19 protein-coding genes and 1 pseudogene are annotated in these 21,046 nt (G+C 49.4%); 17 read left to right on the top strand and 3 right to left on the bottom strand.

Translation table 11 applies throughout. From position 1 onward, the window contains the following. The first annotated feature begins 475 nt into the window (after positions 1–475). The 12 genes from O9K64_RS07680 to O9K64_RS07630 all read left to right on the top strand — a co-directional run bounded on the left by O9K64_RS07680 (position 476) and on the right by O9K64_RS07630 (position 13,626). The gene (locus O9K64_RS07680; protein WP_275097493.1) at positions 476–2,332 is read left to right on the top strand and encodes a hypothetical protein; all 1,857 of its coding nucleotides are present in this window, start codon (positions 476–478) and stop codon (positions 2,330–2,332) included. Between the two features lie 12 nt (positions 2,333–2,344). Continuing rightward, on the top strand, positions 2,345–4,333 hold the full coding sequence (locus tag O9K64_RS07675) for a hypothetical protein (RefSeq protein ID WP_275097492.1): 1,989 nt from the start codon (positions 2,345–2,347) through the stop codon (positions 4,331–4,333). A 113-nt stretch (positions 4,334–4,446) separates the two neighbouring features. Beyond that, complete coding sequence (locus O9K64_RS23770) at positions 4,447–5,301, top strand: glycosyltransferase family 2 protein (protein ID WP_420493158.1); 855 nt, start codon at positions 4,447–4,449, stop codon at positions 5,299–5,301. A gap of 1 nt (position 5,302) precedes the next feature. Next, a complete protein-coding gene (locus tag O9K64_RS07670; protein WP_275097491.1) occupies positions 5,303–6,220 on the top strand; it encodes a hypothetical protein in 918 nt (305 codons plus the stop codon). A gap of 203 nt (positions 6,221–6,423) precedes the next feature. Next, positions 6,424–7,284 (top strand): glycosyltransferase family 2 protein, encoded by an 861-nt coding sequence (locus O9K64_RS07665; protein ID WP_275097490.1) that lies wholly within the window; start codon positions 6,424–6,426, stop codon positions 7,282–7,284. A 76-nt stretch (positions 7,285–7,360) separates the two neighbouring features. After that, entirely contained in the window at positions 7,361–8,134 is a 774-nt protein-coding gene (gene rfbF / locus O9K64_RS07660; protein ID WP_275097489.1) for a glucose-1-phosphate cytidylyltransferase, read from the top strand. After that, entirely contained in the window at positions 8,131–9,201 is a 1,071-nt protein-coding gene (gene rfbG / locus O9K64_RS07655; protein WP_275097488.1) for a CDP-glucose 4,6-dehydratase, read from the top strand. The genes rfbF and rfbG overlap by 4 nt, the downstream gene beginning before the upstream one ends. Continuing rightward, positions 9,198–9,758 (top strand): dTDP-4-dehydrorhamnose 3,5-epimerase family protein, encoded by a 561-nt coding sequence (locus O9K64_RS07650; protein ID WP_275097487.1) that lies wholly within the window; start codon positions 9,198–9,200, stop codon positions 9,756–9,758. Before rfbG ends, O9K64_RS07650 begins: the two co-directional genes overlap by 4 nt. Continuing rightward, positions 9,755–10,978, top strand: coding sequence for a class I SAM-dependent methyltransferase (locus tag O9K64_RS07645; RefSeq protein WP_275097486.1), 1,224 nt, complete (start codon positions 9,755–9,757; stop codon positions 10,976–10,978). The genes O9K64_RS07650 and O9K64_RS07645 overlap by 4 nt, the downstream gene beginning before the upstream one ends. After that, positions 10,975–11,817 carry an NAD-dependent epimerase/dehydratase family protein gene (locus tag O9K64_RS07640; protein WP_275097485.1) on the top strand — a complete coding sequence of 281 codons (843 nt, stop codon included), beginning with the start codon at positions 10,975–10,977 and terminating at the stop codon, positions 11,815–11,817. The genes O9K64_RS07645 and O9K64_RS07640 overlap by 4 nt, the downstream gene beginning before the upstream one ends. Next, positions 11,814–12,863, top strand: coding sequence for a class I SAM-dependent methyltransferase (locus tag O9K64_RS07635; protein ID WP_275097484.1), 1,050 nt, complete (start codon positions 11,814–11,816; stop codon positions 12,861–12,863). The genes O9K64_RS07640 and O9K64_RS07635 overlap by 4 nt, the downstream gene beginning before the upstream one ends. Next, positions 12,856–13,626, top strand: coding sequence for a cephalosporin hydroxylase family protein (locus O9K64_RS07630; protein ID WP_275097483.1), 771 nt, complete (start codon positions 12,856–12,858; stop codon positions 13,624–13,626). The genes O9K64_RS07635 and O9K64_RS07630 overlap by 8 nt, the downstream gene beginning before the upstream one ends. Positions 13,627–13,691: 65 nt before the next feature. Here the strand turns inward: O9K64_RS07630 and O9K64_RS07625 are convergent, their stop codons facing one another. Both O9K64_RS07625 and O9K64_RS07620 read right to left on the bottom strand, forming a co-directional pair. Then, positions 13,692–14,108 carry a putative toxin-antitoxin system toxin component, PIN family gene (locus tag O9K64_RS07625; protein ID WP_275097482.1) on the bottom strand — a complete coding sequence of 139 codons (417 nt, stop codon included), beginning with the start codon at positions 14,106–14,108 and terminating at the stop codon, positions 13,692–13,694. Continuing rightward, on the bottom strand, positions 14,108–14,347 hold the full coding sequence (locus O9K64_RS07620) for a ribbon-helix-helix domain-containing protein (protein ID WP_275097481.1): 240 nt from the start codon (positions 14,345–14,347) through the stop codon (positions 14,108–14,110). Before O9K64_RS07620 ends, O9K64_RS07625 begins: the two co-directional genes overlap by 1 nt. A gap of 517 nt (positions 14,348–14,864) precedes the next feature. Between O9K64_RS07620 and pilB the strand changes: the two genes are divergently transcribed. From pilB to O9K64_RS07605, 3 genes are read left to right on the top strand one after another with little or no spacing between them, the layout of a single operon-like run. Then, positions 14,865–16,577, top strand: a complete 1,713-nt coding sequence (gene pilB / locus O9K64_RS07615; RefSeq protein ID WP_275097480.1) for a type IV-A pilus assembly ATPase PilB — start codon at positions 14,865–14,867, stop codon at positions 16,575–16,577. Between the two features lie 5 nt (positions 16,578–16,582). Then, positions 16,583–17,824, top strand: a complete 1,242-nt coding sequence (locus O9K64_RS07610; protein ID WP_275097479.1) for a type II secretion system F family protein — start codon at positions 16,583–16,585, stop codon at positions 17,822–17,824. A gap of 33 nt (positions 17,825–17,857) precedes the next feature. Then, entirely contained in the window at positions 17,858–18,736 is an 879-nt protein-coding gene (locus tag O9K64_RS07605) for a prepilin peptidase (protein WP_275097478.1), read from the top strand. A gap of 761 nt (positions 18,737–19,497) precedes the next feature. Here O9K64_RS07605 and O9K64_RS07600 read toward each other — a convergent pair. After that, positions 19,498–19,803: pseudogene (locus tag O9K64_RS07600) on the bottom strand (IS3 family transposase); the annotation flags it as partial. 143 nt (positions 19,804–19,946) lie between these two features. Here O9K64_RS07600 and O9K64_RS07595 point away from each other — a divergent pair. Both O9K64_RS07595 and O9K64_RS07590 read left to right on the top strand, forming a co-directional pair. Next, positions 19,947–20,234, top strand: a complete 288-nt coding sequence (locus O9K64_RS07595) for a DUF1778 domain-containing protein (protein WP_275097477.1) — start codon at positions 19,947–19,949, stop codon at positions 20,232–20,234. Next, a complete protein-coding gene (locus tag O9K64_RS07590; RefSeq protein WP_275097476.1) occupies positions 20,231–20,731 on the top strand; it encodes a GNAT family N-acetyltransferase in 501 nt (166 codons plus the stop codon). The genes O9K64_RS07595 and O9K64_RS07590 overlap by 4 nt, the downstream gene beginning before the upstream one ends. Positions 20,732–21,046 lie beyond the last annotated feature (315 nt).

Below are 21,046 nucleotides of genomic sequence, written 5' to 3'. Positions count from 1 at the left end.
TTTCTATTAGTTCCTATCCACTCCACATTCTATCGACAGACTCAATTTCTCAGCATGAACCACACGACTCGCCATCCTACACGCCTGTAATCGAGTTAATGGCTCAACGTCTCCTGTCATGCAGTATGCACAAGCAGTCAAACGGTTGCTTTATATGACTTCCCTAACTTATGCTTAATAAGCAAATAACTGCGAATCCAAACTCTGTGTATAAGTCACAAAAGATGACCACCCCAAACAGCTGAATATCAAGATCAGAAACCCGGAGACGGATCACCTTGGATACCGATTCAAAAAAACAAGCATGCTTGCTTCTTAAAGATCAGCCGACTGGCTAAAACTACATCTAGCGCCGACAGATTATTAAATTTGTTGACTGGCCTTACGCAAAATGAATCCACCTCGAACCAGCAGGCACCTCCCCTCCCTACTTTGCCTCACTGGTTTCTTAATTATACTCACGGCGGTTTACAGCTTGGGGCTGCCCGGGGATTTTCTGTTTGACGATCTACCCAATCTAAAAGCGTTGGATTCGTTTGGCGAGATCAACAGCCTAGAGCAACTTAAGCTTTATCTGAGCTATTCATCCGCAGGCCCGACAGGGAGGCCAATTTCCCTGCTCAGTTTCCTGGTGAATGCCGATAGCTGGCCAGACGACGCTGGTCCTTTTAAAATCACCAACATTCTCTTGCACCTCTTGAATGGCATCATCTTATTCTGGTTCATATCTTTAATATTTAAAAACTCCAGCCACCTTAAAGAGATTAAACACGGAATCTGGATCGCTTTATTTGCTTCGATTTGGTGGGCGGCACATCCGCTACACGTCTCTACGGTCCTTTACATTATACAGCGGATGGCAATTTTATCGGCCCTATTCTCTCTCCTAGGCATGGTGGGCTATATTTATGGTCGAATCAGGTATTTAACATCACCGAAATCAGGCTACCTGGTGATGGCGATGTCGATTTCGTTAGGCACCCTGTTTGCCACGCTATCAAAAGAAAACGGCGCATTACTACCGCTGTTTATTCTGATCATAGAAAGTCTATTGTTTTCGAATAAAGCCGACTCAACAACTTTCAAACGTTTTAAGATTTTATCCCTGTGGACCCCGTCCATTGTAATTGTGTTATATCTGATCTGGGCTGGATTAAACCAGCCGGATTCAATAGTTGAATTTAGGGGATTCACCGTATATGAGCGATTGCTAACTGAGAGCCAGGTGCTAATTGAGTATTTAAAAATACTGCTTATCCCACAACCCTATACCGGCGGCCTTTATCAGTATTACCCAATATCAAAAAGCATTAGCGAAAATCCAATAGTGCTCGTGTCGATTTTTATCATCTTGTCTTTGCTCTCCATAGCATGGGTATATAGAGCAAGACAGCCACTGATAAGTGTCTCAGTCTTCTTTTTCTTTGCCGCACATCTAATCGAATCTACCACTGTTCCGTTAGAGCTCTACTACGAACACCGAAATTACCTCCCCAGCGCTTTTCTTTTTGTTCCCTTTTCATTCTTGGCTATTAAACTAATTGATCACAAGCCAAAATCCGGCACATTCATCCCAATTCTAATTTCCGTCGTCCTGGTCGTGATGACCGCAATAAGATGCCAGAGTTGGTCTAACTCTACTGAACTGCAACTTAACTGGGCGAGGGAAAATCCTCTATCGCATCGGGCACAATTAGCGGCGGCAGAAAACCTGATTAATAAAAACGAAGTCGCTACAGCTAAAAAAGTTTTAACCGCCGCCCTTGGAACAGTAGCGGATGACACACCGATTCGCTTACATTTGATTAGATTAACGAAGGAGACTCCGGAACTTAAAGCTAATAGAATCTCAAGCTTGGCATCGCTAATAAAGGCAGCGCCCTACTCTAATGAAACGCTGGCAGCGACCGTTCTTCTCTCCCAACAGATTGTCAGCAGCGATTCCAAATTGAATATACTCGCCATGTTAGATTTATGGGATGCCGTAGCCAGCAACCCACGTTTCAGTTCAGTTCCACAAAATATGTCGAAGATCCACCATAATAAGGCCCATCTGTTGCTAGCTTTAGATAAAACGGTAGATGCTGTGGATCAGTTCCAACAATCTCTAGAGGAAAATCCCAGTGTCAATATGGGCATTGTGCAATCAACCTTACTGGCTGATAAGGGACATTACTGCGAATCGATCAAACATCTTATCTTTACACAGCGTGTTATTCCATTCGACCCTAAAGGAAGGTATAACAAAAAATATTACGATAAAGAGATAAGCAGATTAATCCGATTAATTCAGATTGATGCCGATACTAGCGGAATGCAATGTGATAACTAGGCTGAGATAATAATGATTTCTTCAAACCACAAAGCACCAGATACCGTAAAAAGGTATACGTGGACTTCTTTTTTCCAGATCGCGTTGCTCCTCGCACTGCTTTTCTCCACTTACTTTATTTATCAATATGGTTTCAGTGCCGGCCCCGGATTTGACGACTCCCAAAATCTGTCTGGATTATCATCCGTTACAAACACCGATTCCGCCCTAACATTCCTCACGGATGGAAAGGCTGGTCCATTAGGCCGCCCCATCTCTCTATTAACCTTCATGTTACAGAAACATTACTGGCCGGATTTTACATCAGAATTAATTCGCACCAACACCCTTATACACTTAATCAACGCCCTTCTTGTTACACTTCTGGTACTGCAAATCTTCCAAAAAAACTTGGAATTCAACAGTCATGAGGCCACATGGATAGCCCTACTTGTAACTGCTGTCTGGGTATTGCATCCATTTAACAGTTCAGCAGTGCTAATGACTATTCAGCGGATGACTCTTCTCGCTGCCATGTTTTCTTTAATCGGACTGAATCTCTATCTACGAGGTCGCGCTCTACTAAGCCACAATCCAAGGAGAGCTTATTTGTTAATGGGGTCAGGAGTTATCGGATGCACTATCTTGTCAGCTCTATGTAAGGAAAATGGAGCATTGCTTCCCCTCTATGCTCTGGCCCTGGAAGTAACAATAATTAAACCTCCACTGCTTAATAAAACTCAACAAAAAATATTTACGTTATGGAAAGGGATGATATTTATTACACCGATCGCTTTCCTTCTACTTTATTACATTTTCACATGGGATAGTATCCTTGCAAGCTATGGCACCCGTAACTTTACTCTTAACGAAAGATTAGCTACCGAATCCGTAATCCTTTGGAAATATATACTGCAAATAATTGCACCAAATATATCTCTCATGGGTCCATACCATGATGATCAGGCTATTTGGATCTGGTCGTTTAAATCATTTTTTGCCGCAATAACATTGATTGCTTCTACAGTCATTGCAGTCTATACACGACGAGGCGCACCTATACTTGCACTTGGCATTTTATGGTTCATGTGCGGACACATATTAGAGTCTACGATTTTCCCGCTTGAACTCTATTTTGAACATAGAAATTATCTGCCAAGCCTTGGGATAATATTTGTAATACTGTTTGCATGTTTACAAATACAACGGGTCACAAGCCTAAAACAAAAATGGATGATTGCCATTTACCCGTTCATGTTTGGTTTTTTACTCACTCAAACAATATCTCTTTGGGGAAATCAGCTACTAGCAGCAAAAATGTGGTACCAATATCATCCCTACTCTCCAAGGGCCGCCCAAAATTATTCACAAAAACTGGTATATAACAACAACAGAGAAAAGGCAGATAAGGTGATCAATAGCGCTAGCGAAAGGATGCCAAATGATAGCGGTTTAGCCTTACAAACACTGCAACTTGGGTGTTTCAAGGATGAGCGTGACGCTTTATCGGAAAAATTCCATAATGTGGTACTTCGATCTAGCACTATGGAATACTCTGGAGCTGCTCTGGATGCTCTTCACAATCTAATTGACATCGAACAAAAAGATGACTGTACTTATCTTAATTTAGAGGATATTAATATCCTCGGGAATACCTTGCTGAAAAACAAGCACTTTCGAAACCAGGAAGTTGCCGTTTATAACCTCCACCTTGAATTATCGAGAATTTCAATAGCTAAAAAAGATTTGAACTTGACTATGCACCATTTAGAGAGCGCACATAGTATTAAACCCACAATAGAAACATTATCTTCGATGTTTACAACGCTGGTAAGCGCAGAACTCTATAAAGAGGCACTACAAATAGTCCATGATGCCCGCAAGCATTCGCCAAAGAACATTTTCAAAAGGCATCAATGGAAAGAATCCATAGAGAATCTCGAAAAATTCCTTATTGAAAAGATCAACGCCAATAACACAACCTCAAAACCTACCACATTGATAACAGGATATTCGAGTTAATAGAAATTCCCAGGAAGCATTAAATGAAGCAGCCACATGACGTAAAATGACTGGCCTACACCTACAAATCCAACTGCCATTATAGATTTAAATTTAGAAGTGATAACTCAACTATGCACTCATATCCTCTAATATCAGTCGGTGTCCCCGTATACAACGAAGAAAAATATATTTCAAAAACATTGGACTCATTACTTTCTCAAGACTACCCAAATCTTGAAATCGTAATATCCGACAACAGCTCCGATGATGGCACCTCAATCATTTGCCAACGATACGCATCAAACCATCCGTCAATCGTCTATCATCGACATAAAATCAACAGGGGTCCTGGGTTTAATTTTGAGTATGCACTTACTATGGCAAATGGTGAATATTTCATGTGGGCTTCTGGCCATGATCTATGGAACAAAAGATTCATAAGCATCTGTCATGAAGCACTTACAGAGAGTAGCAATACAGTATTATGCTTTGGCCCCGCATTCTGGATATCAAGTAATGGTGATTCACTAAATAGAGTGTCAGGGGGATTTGATACATCAGGTCTCTCCATAATCTCACGATTCAACATGGTATTCTGGGGAAATATGCATCCTGTACTAGGATTGATAAACACCGAACTTCTCCGTTCTACTTCTATTATCAATACTGTCGGCAGTGATTTATTGATACTCACCAATCTCTGTTTGCACGGTAATTTTGCCTACAGGTCAGATGCCGTTTGGTCTCGAAGAGAGTTCAGGAACGAGCAGACATATAGTGAAAAGATAAAACGATATAAGAGCAATCAATACTTATTGGCAAAATCTCGAATTTCCAAATTTTTGCCACTTGCCCGCTTACCCATTGAACTTATAAGAATCGTTGCAAGCTCAAATATACAACTACATATAAAGTCACTGATTTTAGTTAATCTTTTCCTGTCATTCCCAATACGATATATCGCCGGAAAGTTTATACGAGAATAATGTGCAGAAGACGATAACTTTCCTTACCAAGACAGGGCTGAATTGGCTCAAAATCCTATTCACCCCTTTTGCACTAGCCTATTTAGGTTATTATATCTATGCTTCGAGAGATCTTCTGGGACAATTGACTACTGAATCAGAAAGTATATATTTTGCAGCGTCTATTCTACTGTTTCTATTAATGCATTTTCTTTCACCACTTGTAACAACAGTAGCCTTCAGGGCTACCGACAACAACATAAACTACTCTCAGGCATTTTACATATACGCCAGAAGATTACCTGCGAAATATTTGCCCGGTGGCATTTGGCATACAGCATCACGAGCCAGCGATTACCAAAAAATCGGGATCCCCGTCAGGTCTATAACAATTTATATACTTTTCGAAATCTTCATGGTGGCGTCTATCACCCTACTTCTTGGGGGTTTAGTCGTTAGTCAACTTTCTTATCTGCAATCAGGATGGGCTAACATCGCGATTCTGGCAGTGCCATTTTCAATAATAGTGATCGCCATATTTCCAGCCATCACGAAGCGACTATTCTTCAAGAACTCGTTAGTCTACAGGTCTTCTGATTACTTTTTTTCTGTTTTGATTATCGCTTTACAGTGGTTTTTTGTAGGCCTATCCTTCGCCGCCTTCTTGAACGCCTTCTCCAGTATTGAATTCTTCAACTCCACACTTGAAATGGCTGGAATATATATCTTCTCTTGGGGCGTAGGATTCATTGCCATTTTTGCACCCCAAGGCTTAGGTGTGTCTGAATATGTAGGTACCGAGTTGTTTCTATCCGACTTACGTGTAGAAAATCTAATAGCAATTCTTGCAAGTTATAGAGTGATAGTCCTTGTTGCGGATTTGATTCTATTGACGACAACAATTCCCATCAAGTTACGCGGCAAGTTTATAGCACATTGAGTCGATAATAGTCAGATAATGCCCAGGTGCTACCGATAACCTTGGTCAAGTTTTTCATCCTGACATGGGTAGACATCATTGCGCGATAAACAGATAAGCAATTGATATAATTATGTATATTGGTCATAGTATAGTAACATCGTTGATTTCCAGCAGACAGGAATATAAGTCGCTTAACGGAACTTAGAGAGCCTTCAAATACTATGTCCAAAACAATCAGTATAATAATTCCAGCCAAAAACGAATCCATTTCCCTTGGCGGGCTGCTTCGCCAGATAAAAACCGTCCAACCCACAGCCGAAATAATTGTGGTCGATGATGGCTCCACTGACAAAACCCCGGAGATCGCCAAGGATAACGGTGCGACGGTCTTCAGCCATCCCTATAGTACGGGCAACGGCGCCGCCATTAAGACGGGGGCCAGAATGGCAAGTGGAGATATCCTGGTTTTTATGGATGGTGACGGCCAACACAACCCAGATGACATCGCCCGATTGCTGGAAAAACTCCATGAGGGGTACGACATGGTCGTGGGCGCCCGGAGTACGGGCTCACAGGCGTCGATAGGCAGACTGGCGGCCAACCAGTTCTATAACCGCCTGGCCAGTTTCATGGTCAATCACAACGTGGAAGATCTGACATCCGGATTCCGGGCTGTTCGGGCAGACAAATTCAGGGAATTCCTCTACCTGCTGCCCAACGGTTTCTCTTATCCAACGACCAGCACCATGGCCTTTTTCAGGGCTGGATACACGGTTGCCTATGAACCCATCATCGCTGCAAAACGGGAAGGAAAAAGCCACATTCATCCCATCAAGGATGGTATCCGCTTCCTACTGATCATTTTCAAAATAGGCAGTCTATATTCACCGCTAAAGCTGTTTGTTCCCATCAGCTTCGCATTTTTTCTTACCGGTATCGTTTACTATCTATATACCTACTTATCGATAGGCAGGTTCACCAACATGAGCGCACTACTGCTTTCTACCTCAGTGATAATTTTTCTTATCGGCCTGGTCTCTGAGCAGATAACCCAACTCATGTATTCCAACAGGTCAAACTGACCAGTATGTGTGCATCGATCCTGAGTCTTATCGTATTAGCTGCCTTTGATGAGGTGAGTTTGAACAGGGGTCTGCTATGAAAGCGGTTATTCTGGCGGGTGGTCTGGGTACCCGTATCTCTGAAGAAACCCATCTCAAGCCAAAACCCATGATAGAGATCGGCGGTATGCCGGTCCTCTGGCATATCATGAAGCTGTATTCAGCCCATGGTGTGAATGATTTTGTGATTTGCTGTGGTTACAAGGGGTACCTTATCAAGGAGTATTTCGCAAATTATTTCCTGCACATGTCGGATGTCACGTTTGACATGGAATACAACAAAATGGAAGTACATCAGCAGAAGGCTGAACCTTGGCGGGTTACCTTGGTAGATACCGGCGAAAATACGCTTACCGGAGGCCGTCTCAAACGAGTCGAAGATTACATCAAGGATGAGGAGGCATTCTGCTTTACCTATGGCGATGGCGTAAGTGATGTCGATATCGCAAAAAGCATCATGTTTCATCATCAACATGGGAAACTGGCAACGGTTACCGCCGTTCAACCACCGGGCCGCTATGGTGCGCTCGTTCGAACGGGTGATCAGGTTACCGGTTTTATTGAGAAGCCGCGGGGTGACGGCGGATTGATCAATGGTGGATTTTTCGTCCTGTCACCCAAGGTGCTTGACCTAATCAAAGGTGACCAAAGCAGTTGGGAGAGTACACCGCTGACGCAACTTGCCGCCATGGGTGAGATGATTGCCTTTGAGCATCAGGGCTTCTGGCAGCCGATGGATACCCTGCGTGACAAAAATTATCTCGAAGAATTATGGGTGTCAGGAAGGGCACCCTGGAAAATCTGGCCATGACAGAACCAACGCGGTCGAGTAGCGGTTTCTGGCGAGGCAAACGAGTCCTGGTCACCGGGCATACCGGATTCAAGGGATCTTGGTTGACACTTTGGTTGCATCGGCTCGGCGCCAAGGTGACCGGTATCAGCTTGCCCCCGTGTACCACACCGAATCTGTTCACGCTAGCCGGTATAGAAGCGCTTTGCGAGAGTCATTTAGAGGATATTCGTGATAGCGCAGCGCTAACCCCCCTGATTAAGCAAGTCCAGCCTGACCTTGTGTTTCACCTGGCTGCGCAGCCATTGGTACGGGCCAGCTATCGCAACCCTGTAGAGACCTTCGCCACCAATATCATGGGGACGACTCATGTGTTGGATGCTTTGCGCGGGCTGGACAGTGTGCGTGTAGCGGTGATGGTGACGACCGACAAGGTCTATCGTAACAATGAGTGGCTATGGCCCTACCGTGAGGACGATGCACTGGGTGGCCACGACCCCTACAGCGCCAGCAAGGCGGCCAGCGAATTGGTGATTGCGAGCTATCGTGATGGCTTTCTCGCGACGCAAGGCACTGCCGTTGCAAGCGCCCGCGCCGGCAATGTCATTGGTGGCGGAGACTGGTCTGAAGATCGATTGATTCCCGATGCGATACGGGCATGGCAATCGGGGCGAATCCTGGAGATTCGCAGCCCCGAGGCAATCCGCCCATGGCAACATGTGCTGGAACCGCTGGCCGGCTATTTGACCCTTGCAGAGAAACTCTGGTATCAACCCGCACTGGCGGGCGCCTACAACTTCGGGCCGGAGACGAACGACGTGGCGACCGTGCGCGAAGTGGTGGAAATTGCCCGCAGCGTCTATGGCAGCGGCGAAGTAAGCTACAAGGACAATATCGATGGGCCCCATGAGGCGGGCTTGTTGGCCCTGGAGGTTACAAAATCCTGTCACACGCTCGGCGTCAAGCCCCGGTGGCTGCTCAGCGATGCGATCAAACATACCATGAAGTGGTATCGCGACCAGCATCAGGGCGAAGAGGCACGAGCGCGCTGTGAGGCTCAAATCGCGGCCTACGAGCGTTTGAAGTGAACCGTTTTACTATCTTTGACACACCTCTGGCGGGCCTGAAATTGGTTGAGCGTCAACGCCTGGGTGACAACCGGGGATTCCTGTCGCGTCTGTTCTGCGCCGAAGAGCTTGCAGTTGCCGGATGGCATAAACCCCTAGCGCAAATCAATCATACCTATACAACCCAGCGCGGTACGGTGCGTGGAATGCATTTCCAACACCCACCCCACGCAGAAATGAAACTGGTAAGCTGCATACGCGGCAAGGTATGGGATGTCGCCATGGATCTTCGCACGATCTCACCCTCCTTCCTCCATTGGCATGCCGAAGAGCTTTCGGCAGACAACTGCCGTGCGTTACTGATACCCGAAGGTTTTGCACATGGTTTTCAGGCACTAACCGATGAAGTTGAACTACTGTATTGTCATTCTGCGCCCTACCATGCCGAAGCAGAGGCGGGATTGAATCCACAAGATTCAACGCTGGCCATTAACTGGCCGCTTGAAATAACTGAACTCTCCAGTCGGGATGCGCATCACCCAATGATCGATCAGAACTTTTCAGGCTTAGCGCTATGAACTGTCGCCACTGCGATACCCCGCTCCGCCACACCTTTATTGATCTGGGCTTCGCCCCCCCCTCGAATGCATATCTCACCGCGGACGACCTGACGCACCCGGAAACTTACTACCCGCTCAAGATCAAGGTCTGTGACCAGTGTTGGCTGGTGCAGACAGAGGATTATGCCCAACCTGATGAGCTGTTCAGCCCCGACTACGCCTACTTCTCCAGCACCTCCAGCAGTTGGTTGGCGCATGCCGCGCGTTACGCCGAAAAGATGACACAACAATTGAGCCTTACCAAAGACAGCCTGGTCATCGAAGTAGCCTCCAACGACGGCTACCTACTCAAGAATTTCGTCACGGCGGGTATTCCCTGCCTGGGCATCGAACCAACTGCCAGTACAGCGGCGGCGGCCGAAAAACTGGGCATCCCGGTCCTGCGTGAATTCTTTGGCGAAGCCCTGGGCAAGAGACTGGTTTCAGAAGGCAAGCAAGCCGACCTGATTGCAGGCAACAATGTCTATGCCCATGTACCGGACATCAACGATTTCACTCTGGGACTGAAAGCAGCACTCAAACCCGGTGGTACCATCACCCTGGAATTCCCGCACATTATGCTCCTGATCGAGCACACCCAGTTCGACACTGTTTATCACGAGCACTTCTCCTATCTGTCGCTCTATACTGTGTGTCGGGTGTTTCAGGCAGCGGGTCTGCGCGTTTGGCATGTGGAAGAGTTACCCACCCATGGCGGCAGCCTGCGCGTGTTCGGCTGTCATAGCAATGACTCACGGCAGAGCAGTCAGGCGGTTACCGAGTTGCTTGCAGAAGAGACAAGACGTGGTTTACAAGTTATCGCCACCTATACCAGGTTTCAGTCCCGTGCAGACCGGGTCAAAGATGATCTGCTCGAATTCTTGATTCAACAGAAGCGATCGGGCAAGAAAGTCGCCGCCTATGGGGCGGCAGCCAAAGGTAACACCCTACTGAACTACGCCGGTATCAAGCCAGATCTGTTGCCCTTCGTTTGCGACGCCGCCCCTGCCAAGCAGGGCAAGTTCCTGCCGGGCAGCCACATCCCGATCCTTTCGCCATCAATGCTAGAGGAACATCGTCTGGATTATGTAGTGATTCTGCCTTGGAATATCGCTGAGGAAGTACGGAGTCAACTTTCCGAGTTGGTCGCACATGGCGTGCGGTTTGTCACAGTGGTTCCAAACATGGTGATTGTATGACCAAAACTGTACTTCTAACCGGCGCGACGGGATTTGTCGGGCGCCAAGTGTTAAAAGCACTTGAAGGGCAAGCAGTTAAGCTTCGTCTAGTGGTACGCGAAGGTCATGAGTACCGGATCGAACCGATGAAACAGATTGAATCGCAGGTTGTTTCCCCTGACATATTTACCGAGCCCATGACCTGGTGGCAGGAGGTATGTAATGGCATTGACACTGTGGTTCATGTTGCCTGGTATGCGGAACCTGGCCATTATCTCCAGTCTCCCCGAAACCTTGACTGCCTAAGCGGTACACTCACGCTAGCGAAGGCCTGCCTTGACTCCGGCGTTCGTCGATTTGTGGGTGTTGGTACCTGTTTTGAATATGACTTGAGCCAGGGATATTTATCCGTCGATACCCCCTTGAAGCCTGTCACACCCTACGCTGCGACCAAGGCAGCGGTGTTCCTTTCGCTTTCACAATACTTCGCAGTCACAGATGTCGAATTCGCATGGTGCCGTCTTTTTTACTTGTATGGCGAAGGCGAGGATGAGAGGCGATTAGTGCCATACCTGAAAGCGAAGTTGTCGAAAGGCGAAACTGCGGAACTCACGAGCGGTAGTCAACTACGTGACTTTATGGATGTCCAGGAAGCTGGTCGAATGATTACAGACATCGCGCTAAGTCATCGACAAGGTGCTATCAACGTATGTTCAGGTAAGGGAACCACTGTCAGAGAACTGGCGGAGCAAATCGCAGACGACTACGGGAGGCGCGATTTGCTTCGTTTCGGTGCACGTCGCGATAATCTGATAGATCCACCCTGCGTGGTGGGAATCAAAGCAGGTGTCGAATCATGAGGCTTCTCTATCAGCAGGATGGGCTTCCAATCTTTCAGAACCGGATGTACCAAACTGCCGAAGAAGCAAAAAATTGCCCAAAGGGCAATATAAGGCTTGTGGAAGATGCGCACACGGGATTGGTCTTCAATGCCGAGTTTCAATCGGAACTGATGATCTATGACAAACATTATCAAAATGAACAGGCCGTAAGTTCATTGTTTCAGCGACACCTCAATAAGGTTACTCGCCTCATAGATCAAACTATTGGTCGTGATCGTTTGGTCGAAGTGGGATGTGGTAAGGGATATTTTCTGGAGCTGCTTCTAGCCAATGGATTTGATGTCACTGGCTTTGATCCGACATACGAAGGTTCAAACCCACGAATACAACGCGGATACTTTGCACCTGGCGTTATGGAGCAAGCTCAAGGCTTGATTCTTCGCCATGTTCTTGAGCATATTGAAAATCCTGTTAGTTTTCTAGAACAACTGAAGTTGGCAAATGGCGGTCACGGCAAGATTTATATCGAGGTGCCGTGCTTTGATTGGATATGTGCGCACCGCGCCTGGTTTGATGTGTTCTACGAGCACGTCAATTATTTCAGGCTATCTGACTTTGACCGGATGTTCGGCCACATCATCGATAGTGGACGGTCCTTTGGAGGCCAGTACCTCTATGTAGTTGCAGATCTCGCATCGCTCAGAAAACCGCAGATCGATGTAAATGACCGAGTTATCTTCCCCGCTGATTTCACAAATACTATTACTGAACCACCCCGTATTGACCAGAATCAGACTGCCATTTGGGGCGGCGCTTCAAAAGGTGTCATTTTCGCACTGCTCAAGGAACGAGCCGGATTTCCAGTCCACACTGTGATCGACATCAATCCAGCAAAACAAGGAAGGTATCTGCCAGGTACCGGATTGCGGGTCCAATCACCCAAGGCGGCACTGGCGGACTTGTCCAAGGATTCTCTGATTTATGTGATGAATTCAAACTATTTAGAAGAAATCATACAATTCACCGACAATGCATATAACTATATTGGAGTTGATCGTGAATGAATTTCAACAAGAAGTGGCCGAACGAATTGTAGCCGTTACATCAGACAAGCGACTGTGTGATTCATCGATTGAATTCATGCGTGCCTCAATCATGTCTAAGTACTCCTACAATTTCTCTTGGCAAGGTCGCCCCATCATTCAGTACCCGCAGGACATCATAGCGATGCAGGAACTGATCTGGGAAATCAAACCAGATCTTATCATTGAAACCGGCATCGCCCATGGAGGATCGCTGATTTTCAGTGCGTCCATGCTCGCACTGCTGGACATGTACGATGCAATCGAGAGGGGCGAAACGATCGACCCAAAGTTCTCGCTACGCAAAGTACTTGGCATTGACATTGACATCCGCGCACACAATCGATCCGCCATTGAGGCACACCCCTTGTCCTCGCGTATTGAGATGATTGAGGGCTCCAGTATTTCCCCCGATATCATCGAGCAGGTCCACGCCATTGCGACCAACTTTTCACGCGTGCTCGTCTGCCTGGATAGTAACCACACCCATGATCACGTATTGGCAGAACTGCAAGCCTACGCCCCTCTAGCGAGCGTCGACAGCTATTGCGTGGTGTTCGATACCGTAGTGGAAGACATGCCCGCCGACATGTTCCCTGATCGCCCATGGGGGCCAGGAGATAACCCCAAGACCGCTGTCTGGAAGTATCTGAGCGAGCATTCGGAATTCGAGATCGACAAGAGCATTCAACATAAACTGCTCATCACAGTCGCACCAGACGGTTATTTGAAACGGCGCCGGTGATAACAGCTAAAAAACGGCGCCATGACGAGCTTAAATCCCAGACCAGAAAGCAATACCTGAGCAAATCATTTGGCTATGACCTCTGAACAAAACAGTGCCGGGGCAACTATCCGGGTTCTGCCAATATGCCCTCGTTGTAGCATGCCAGCCCGGCGATCACCGGTCACCAGATAATCAGCTTTTCCTGCAATGGCCATAGCTAACAAAAAGGCATCATTTGGATCATCGGCTTCCTCGGTCATGGTCAATTGTTCCAAGACGATGGAATGTTGCAGGTTATTAAGCATGGTGCCCACTTTCGCTGGCTGCAATACGGCCTGAAGTTTCGGGTAACGGCTAGCTCGACGTATTTCATCGAGTTGATGTGTCGAGGTCACAATTTCGAATTGTGCTGCCCGCCACGCCCGATAAATCTTATTGGGTGTACCATGCGGGGAAATCAGGGCGCTGAATAAGATGTTGCTATCCAGAACAACCCGCATTACCGATTACGCGCCCAATCCAAAGCTTCTTCCACTAGGGTGCTCAGATCTTCTTCACCGACTCCCTCATTTGAGGATTTGACCTGTTCAGCGACTAACTCCAGGATATGGGAACGCACCGCCTCTTCAATAAAACGGGACAAGTCGCCTTTTTTACCGCCGCCCTGGCTGGCCAAAAACATTCGGAGCGACTGATCGGTATCTGCTGATACGGCGACATTCCAACGGACTGTATTCATAGAGGATCTCCAATGGGTGTATATGTGTTTATACACCGTCATCATCGCTCCTGCAATGTGCGGAATAACGCCAATCAAAGGGGGTATGAATAGTGCAGTTCGCAGGCTCACCGGCACCCTACGACAGCCGAAGTAGCGTAGCTCGGTTGCGGGTGGCCGGCTGTTTAGTCATTCGGTGCTCCATGGGGCGGATTGGTGGGCTAGACCTGCCCTGCGGGTCTCCGGCGTAGGATGGCGGGAGCCACTTCAAGAGCACTGCCTCAGACAACACCTGACTGGTAAATAGCCAATGTTTTCGTATACTGCCATTATTAAAAAACAATAAGTTGCGGTCTAAATAACACAAACAACTTGAAAAATAATCCATAATTGGCTATTAGGCCTGGAAAGGGTATAGTTTTCATCATTTAAAGGTAAAATACTGAGAGAAGGTGCCGATAGAATAGTCGGCAGGCGTGTTCCAGACGTTATAATCATCCAACCCAGGCCATAACACTGTCCACAAAACTTGATCCAGATGACAACAGCAACCCAGAAAATAGCATTGAGTGGTCTACCTCGCCGGCTTGTCGAGGACAACCTGTTATCCGACGAGGTTGCGCAAAAATCCGTTTTAGAGTCCGCAAAAAAACGCCAGCAATTCGTCACCTACCTGGTCGAAAACAAACTCGTAGGCAGCAACAACATCGCCCTTTCGGCTTCCCAGGAGTTCGGGGTACCACTGTTTCAGCTCGAAGCGCTCGACATGGCCCTCGCGCCGATAGGGCTGGTTGACGAAAAACTTATTCGCATACACCATGCCCTGCCGATTTTCCGCCGCGGCAATCGACTCTTCCTGGCCGTTTCAGACCCCACCAATATCCAGGGCCTCGATGAGATCAAGTTCCACACAGGACTGGCGATCGAGGCGATCGTGGTGGAAGAGGAAAAACTGGTTCGGGCGATTGAGATTGCGCTGGAAGCCAAGGACACCAGCATGTCGGATCTGCTGGATGCGGATCTGGACAATCTGGACATCTCTTCCGGGGAACCGGATACCCAGAAAAAAGAGGGTGATCTGGATGTCGACGACGCCCCGGTGGTCCGGTTTGTCAACAAGATGCTGCTCGATGCCATCAACCGCGGGGCATCGGATATTCACTTTGAGCCCTATGAAAAGACCTTCCGGGTCAGATTGCGCCAGGACGGTATTCTGCATGAAGTCGCCTCTCCGCCGATCAACATCGCCTCGCGCCTGACCGCCCGCATCAAGGTGATGTCCCGCATGAACATCGCCGAGCGGCGTGTTCCCCAGGACGGCCGCATCAAGATGAAGCTTTCCCGCAACCGGGCCATCGATTTCCGTGTCAACACCTGCCCCACTTTGTACGGGGAAAAAGTGGTTTTGCGTATTCTCGACCCGGCCAGCGCGCAATTGGGTATCGAGGCACTCGGCTTTGAACCGGAGCAACAGCGGCTGTTCGAGACGGCGATCAAGAAGCCCTATGGCATGATCCTGGTCACCGGACCGACCGGCAGCGGTAAGACGGTCTCCCTCTATACGGCATTGAATATGCTGAACAGTGAAGGGGTGAACATCTCAACCGCCGAGGACCCGGTGGAAATCCAGGTGGCGGGCATCAACCAGGTGAATGTGAATGTCAGGACCGGACTAACCTTCGCCGAAGCGCTCCGCGCCTTCCTGCGCCAGGATCCCGATATTGTGATGGTGGGTGAGATCCGCGACCTGGAGACGGCGGAAATCGCCGTCAAGGCGGCCCAGACCGGCCACCTGGTACTCTCGACCCTGCACACCAACGACGCCCCGCAAACCCTGACACGCCTGGCCAACATGGGCATACCGCCCTTCAATATTGCATCGTCTGTGCTACTGATCATGGCCCAGCGTCTGGCCAGACGACTCTGTGAACACTGCAAGACCACGGACGAGATCCCCCGAGAAGCGCTTCTCGAAGAAGGCTTCAAAGAGGCTGAACTGAAACACCTTACTGTCTATAAAGCCGTAGGATGTGACCGCTGCACTCTGGGTTACAAGGGGCGTGTTGGTATATTTCAGATCATGCCCATCTCCTCAGCCATGGAAAAACTGGTGATGGAGGGGTGTAACTCATTGCAACTGGAACAACAGTCAAGGGATGAGGGCATTCTCACCCTCAGGGAAGCTGGATTGAACAAGATCAGGGCAGGCATCACCAGCCTGGAAGAAATCAACAGGGTTACCAAGGATTAACCGATATGGCCACCGCTACCGCTGCAAAAAAAGCCCCCAAGGCCGAAAAGGCCTATGTTTACAGCTGGGAGGGTGCTGACAGGCATGGCAAGCGAATCAAGGGAGAATCGCGTGCCGCCTCCCTGGCGCTGGTGCGGGCCGACCTTAGAAGGCAGGGTATTAATCCATTAAAAGTGAAGAAAAAAGCAACTGCTATTTTCAACACAAAAAAGAAGATCACTGCTGGCGATATTGCGGTTTTCTCCCGGCAGCTCTCCACCATGATGGAAGCGGGCGTGCCGCTGGTACAGGCATTCGATATTGTAGGTCGCGGTCATGATAACCCGTCCATGCAGGATCTGCTTCTTTCGATAAAAGCGGATGTCGAAGGCGGTACCGCGCTGGCCGAGGCATTGGCAAAACACCCGCTCTATTTTGATGATCTGTTCTGCAATCTGGTACGCGCCGGTGAAGCGGCCGGTGTACTTGAAGCCCTTCTGGATAAAATCGCCACCTACAAGGAGAAGACCGAATCGCTGAAGGGGAAAATCAAGAAGGCGCTATTTTACCCGGCCGCCGTAATCATCGTTGCCTTCATGGTAACGGCGCTTATTATGATTTTTGTTATCCCCCAATTTGAGAGCCTCTTCTCCAGCTTTGGTGGGGACCTGCCCGCGTTCACAAAAATGGTTATTGCGTTGTCCCGATGGATGACAAGCTATTGGTGGCTACTGCTGGGCGCTATTATTATCGCTGTCTATAGTTTTTCATACACCTTTAAACGCTCGCGAAAGATGCGCCAATTTATCGATCGAGCGCTGCTCAAAACACCCATAATCGGGGTTATCCTGAATAAGGCATCCATCGCCCGGTTTTCCCGCACCCTTGCAACCATGTTTGCCGCCGGCGTGCCGCTCGTCGAAGCGCTGGAATCCGTGGCCGGTGCGACCGGTAACACCATCTACAGTGATGCCGTCATGCGCATGCGTGAGGATGTGGCGACCGGCCAATCACTCCAGCTTTCGATGAAACAGCAACAGCTGTTTCCCCACATGGTCATCCAGATGGTGGCGATTGGTGAAGAATCGGGCGCACTGGATAATATGCTGACCAAGGTGGCGGACTTCTTTGAAGAGGAAGTGGACAATGCGGTTGACGCGCTCAGCAGCCTGCTGGAGCCCTTTATCATGGTGATCCTCGGCACCCTGGTGGGCGGCCTGGTGGTGGCCATGTACCTGCCGATCTTCAAGATGGCAGCTGTTGTCTAAAACCATGGTTAAACAAAGTATTCAGCTCTATTAATGAACCTGCTTTCGGTTTTCCAGCAAAGCCCGCTGCTCTTTGCCTTTACCGGCACGCTCCTCGGCCTGTTCGTCGGCAGCTTTCTCAACGTGGTGGCCTACCGTCTGCCCAAGATGATGGAGGCAGGCTGGCGGCAGCAGTGCCATGAGTTCCTCGATCTCGATACGGACTCCGGGGAGCCCTCCCCGTCATTGACCCTGAGCCGCCCCGGCTCCAGCTGCCCCCATTGCGGCCACAGAATCCGTGCCTGGGAGAATATCCCGGTGATTAGCTGGCTGCTGCTGCGGGGTCGGTGTTCCGCGTGCAAGCAGCCGATTTCAGCCCGTTATCCGCTGGTTGAACTGGCCACCGGCCTGCTCTCGCTGGCGGTGGTGCTCCATTTCGGCTTCAGTTGGCAGACGGTCGCGGCACTCCCGCTGACCTGGGCGCTGATCTCCCTGACCCTGATCGATTTTGATGAGCAGCTGCTGCCGGATTCCATTGTTCTGCCGATGCTCTGGCTTGGCCTGCTGCTCAGTCTGTTCGGCGTCTTCACCGACAGCCACTCGGCGATTATCGGCGCTGCGGCCGGTTATCTCTCATTGTGGGTGGTGTTCCAGCTGTTCAAGCTGATTACCGGCAAGGAGGGCATGGGCTATGGCGATTTCAAGCTGTTCGCGCTGTTCGGCGCCTGGTTCGGCTGGCAGTCACTGGTGCAGATTATCCTGCTCTCCTCCGTGGTCGGTGCGGTGGTGGGGATCCTGCTGATCCTGATCCGCGGGCGCGATCGTAATATCCCCATTCCCTTCGGTCCCTATCTGGCGGCGGCGGGCTGGATCAGCCTGATCTGGGGTGAGCGGATCAACGCGGCCTATCTGCAGTGGGCGGGATTGGCCTGAGTCTTGTGCGGCGCGGGCGGGCGGTTGCAAACGACGCAGTTACCGGACCCAGTTGGGTGCAATCGAAAGTGTGGGTTAGTTTGTAGCCTGGATGAAGCCCGCCCCACAAAAGCCCGACAGACACGCAACCCCAGACGGGCGTAATCCGGGGCATTGCCCGGGGTCTGACCCAAAACCCGGATTACGCCGCCGCGGGCACACATGATCGTTCCGGTTTCGGCGATGGCGGCTTCATCCAGGCTACGGTGCTGGGGTAGTTGGCTCCTTCCAGTAAACGTTCCCATCCTTGTGTACACTCAATGCTTCCAGATGCCCATCTGTATTAGCTTTTGCTTATCAACACTTTCGATTGCACCCGGCCCAGTTACCGGACTGGGGGAAGCCGGGAGAAGATGGTTTACTTGTAGACAGCTTTACGATGCCCCACACGCAACACAAGCACGATGAGTTTGTCATCTTCAATGGTAACAACTCACCCGAAGCGTCCATTAAGGCCCCTCCAATGCACCCCGAGGCACAGAGGACACAGAGGTGGAACTGAACAACGTAACGTAGCGGATCATTTGGGCAGGCATTGCACTCAGGACCACAGGTGGATGCGCCTACCAGCTTATCCACCCTACGCAACTGATTACCCCAAACACGGATTTGTAGGGTGGATAAGCGACAGCGCATCCACCAGAGCATTGGTGAGGAGTGGTACAGGGACGTACCGTTTACGGAGCCGAGAATGATGCGGCAAGGCCTTTCCGGACAAAAAATCACGCGGCATCCCGGCGGTCTTGCTCATACCCCATAGGGGTCTGGTAGTCGATAGTCGAATGGCGTCTCTGACGGCTGTAGAACACCTCGATATACTCGAATATTTCCTGCTTCGCTTCCTCTCGGGTTTGGTACCGGCGATGGTGGACCAGCTCCGTTTTCAGGGTGTGGAAAAAACTCTCGGCAGGTGCGTTGTCCCAGCAGTTGCCTTTGCGACTCATGCTGCAGACGAACTCATGCTCCTGGAGCGTCTTCTGGTACAGTGCTGACGCGTACTGGCTGCCGCGATCGCTGTGCGCCATCAGTCTGCATCCTCATGTTGTGTATCCGGGCCTCCCTGGCCCCGCCCCCCAATGATCCACTGCCCCTTCCGTCGCGATGGTTGTAAAAGGCACCATTATGACGTACATTTATCTCACATTATCCACGTCGACGAAGGGTATTCACCATGAGTGTAGCCACAGACACCAAACAAGAACGTATCAATCTCCGGTTGAAACACAGCGCTAAGAGGGCACTGGAGCGCGCCGCGAGCTTTGAAGGCAAGACCGTTAGCAATTTCATCCTGACCAGTGCATTGGCACATGCCGAAAAAACCATTCATGAGCACGAAGTCATGAGCTTGAATAGCCGAGACTCCGAAGTCTTCTTCAATGCACTGGTCAAGCCGATCCGCTTCAACAAAAAACTGGTAGCCGCCTTCGAGGAACATGATCAGCGCGTCACCAGCAAATGACCGATTATTCAAATTTGGTCATACGACCGCTGGATAGTGATCACGACAGACCTGGATTCCATTGCGGTGTAGCCTCACTGGATGACTACATTCAAAAGCAGGCCCGTCAAGATGTGAAGCGCCGTGTCAGCCGGGTATTTGTGGCAACTACGGTGGAGCAGCCGAATAGTATTGTGGGCTACTACACTCTCTCCACCCTGTCGATTGAACTCAGTCAGTTGCCTGAAGCTCTCACTCGTAAACTCCCCCGCCATCCTGTTCCAGCAGCGTTGCTTGGCAGGTTAGCGGTAAATCAAGCGGCTCAGAGTCATGGGGTGGGGAAAATGTTGCTGGTCGACGCCATCAAGCGAACGCTGGCCGTCAGCGATGAGATCGCCATTTATGCCATGGTCGTCGATGCCATCGATGAGCGAGCACAGCGCTTTTATGAACAATTCGGTTTCTCGCCTCTCAGTTCAGGAAACCAATGCTTGTTCCTTCCACTCAAATCCATTTGAATCTTCTGAATCTATTGAGAGGGGTGAGAGGTGAATGGCACTTACTTAAGCCAAGAACCACCGTCATCCCGGCGCAGGCCGGAGGAGTGGTGCAGGGATGCACCGTTTACGGACCTAAGGATGGTATCCAGACGTGCTTAATGGTGGCGGTATTCCTGGATTCCGGCCTGCGCCGGAGAAGTGGTGCAGGGATGCATCGGTTACGGACCTAAGGATAGAATGACGAAAATCCTGCAATTCGCCTTAAGTAAGTGCCATTCGACTCCGACCCCTATAGATATCCCTTAAGTAAGTGCCATTCGGGTGAGAGGTCTT

The organism is Sedimenticola hydrogenitrophicus (assembly GCF_029017505.1).
GTDB classification, from domain to species: Bacteria; Pseudomonadota; Gammaproteobacteria; order Chromatiales; family Chromatiaceae; genus Sedimenticola; species Sedimenticola hydrogenitrophicus_A.
The sequence above is the reverse complement of the archived record's forward strand: the minus strand, read 5'-3'. Positions and strand labels throughout refer to the sequence as shown.

Excerpts from the sequence above, each read along its gene's own strand:
- O9K64_RS07635 (WP_275097484.1), top strand. The coding sequence starts at position 11,814 with ATGAGGCTTCTCTATCAGCAGGATGGGCTTCCAATCTTTCAGAACCGG.
- O9K64_RS07665 (WP_275097490.1), top strand. The coding sequence starts at position 6,424 with ATGTCCAAAACAATCAGTATAATAATTCCAGCCAAAAACGAATCCATT.
- O9K64_RS07595 (WP_275097477.1), top strand. The coding sequence starts at position 19,947 with ATGAGTGTAGCCACAGACACCAAACAAGAACGTATCAATCTCCGGTTG.
- O9K64_RS23770 (WP_420493158.1), top strand. The coding sequence starts at position 4,447 with ATGCACTCATATCCTCTAATATCAGTCGGTGTCCCCGTATACAACGAA.
- pilB (WP_275097480.1), top strand. The coding sequence starts at position 14,865 with ATGACAACAGCAACCCAGAAAATAGCATTGAGTGGTCTACCTCGCCGG.
- O9K64_RS07640 (WP_275097485.1), top strand. The coding sequence starts at position 10,975 with ATGACCAAAACTGTACTTCTAACCGGCGCGACGGGATTTGTCGGGCGC.
- O9K64_RS07675 (WP_275097492.1), top strand. The coding sequence starts at position 2,345 with ATGATTTCTTCAAACCACAAAGCACCAGATACCGTAAAAAGGTATACG.
- rfbG (WP_275097488.1), top strand. The coding sequence starts at position 8,131 with ATGACAGAACCAACGCGGTCGAGTAGCGGTTTCTGGCGAGGCAAACGA.
- O9K64_RS07605 (WP_275097478.1), top strand. The coding sequence starts at position 17,858 with ATGAACCTGCTTTCGGTTTTCCAGCAAAGCCCGCTGCTCTTTGCCTTT.
- O9K64_RS07625 (WP_275097482.1), bottom strand. The coding sequence starts at position 14,108 with ATGCGGGTTGTTCTGGATAGCAACATCTTATTCAGCGCCCTGATTTCC.
- rfbF (WP_275097489.1), top strand. The coding sequence starts at position 7,361 with ATGAAAGCGGTTATTCTGGCGGGTGGTCTGGGTACCCGTATCTCTGAA.
- O9K64_RS07620 (WP_275097481.1), bottom strand. The coding sequence starts at position 14,347 with ATGAATACAGTCCGTTGGAATGTCGCCGTATCAGCAGATACCGATCAG.
- O9K64_RS07590 (WP_275097476.1), top strand. The coding sequence starts at position 20,231 with ATGACCGATTATTCAAATTTGGTCATACGACCGCTGGATAGTGATCAC.
- O9K64_RS07610 (WP_275097479.1), top strand. The coding sequence starts at position 16,583 with ATGGCCACCGCTACCGCTGCAAAAAAAGCCCCCAAGGCCGAAAAGGCC.
- O9K64_RS07645 (WP_275097486.1), top strand. The coding sequence starts at position 9,755 with ATGAACTGTCGCCACTGCGATACCCCGCTCCGCCACACCTTTATTGAT.